Raw genomic sequence first — 334 nt, forward strand, 5'->3', positions numbered from 1 at the left:
GCCTTTTCATCCGCCTTACTAATCTCGCCGTCAGGACGGTAGAACTTCAGACCATTTCGGTCAAACGGAATATGACTGCCTGTCACCATAATGCAGGGCATAGAGTGCTGCATGGCCACATAAGCGAGCGCAGGTGTTGGCACCACGCCGTAATAAATAACTTGAAGGCCTGCTTGTTTAGCAGCTTCAAAGCAAGCTTGAGCCATCGCATAACTGCTTGGGCGGTTATCAATCGCTAGCGCTAACGTATCGAACTCAAAGCTCTCTTTAATGCCTTCAATAAATGCGTGAGTAAACGCTGCACATACATTACTTGAAAATTGTTCTACTAAGC

At 46.7% G+C, this 334-nt stretch carries 1 pseudogene; it reads right to left on the reverse strand.

Going from position 1 to position 334, the window contains the following annotated elements:
- A pseudogene (locus AB4585_RS28200) lies at positions 1-334 on the reverse strand (phosphomannomutase); the annotation flags it as partial.

Origin of the sequence: Vibrio sp. 10N.222.49.C9, from assembly GCF_041474985.1 — a bacterium.
GTDB classification, from domain to species: Bacteria; Pseudomonadota; Gammaproteobacteria; order Enterobacterales; family Vibrionaceae; genus Vibrio; species Vibrio crassostreae_C.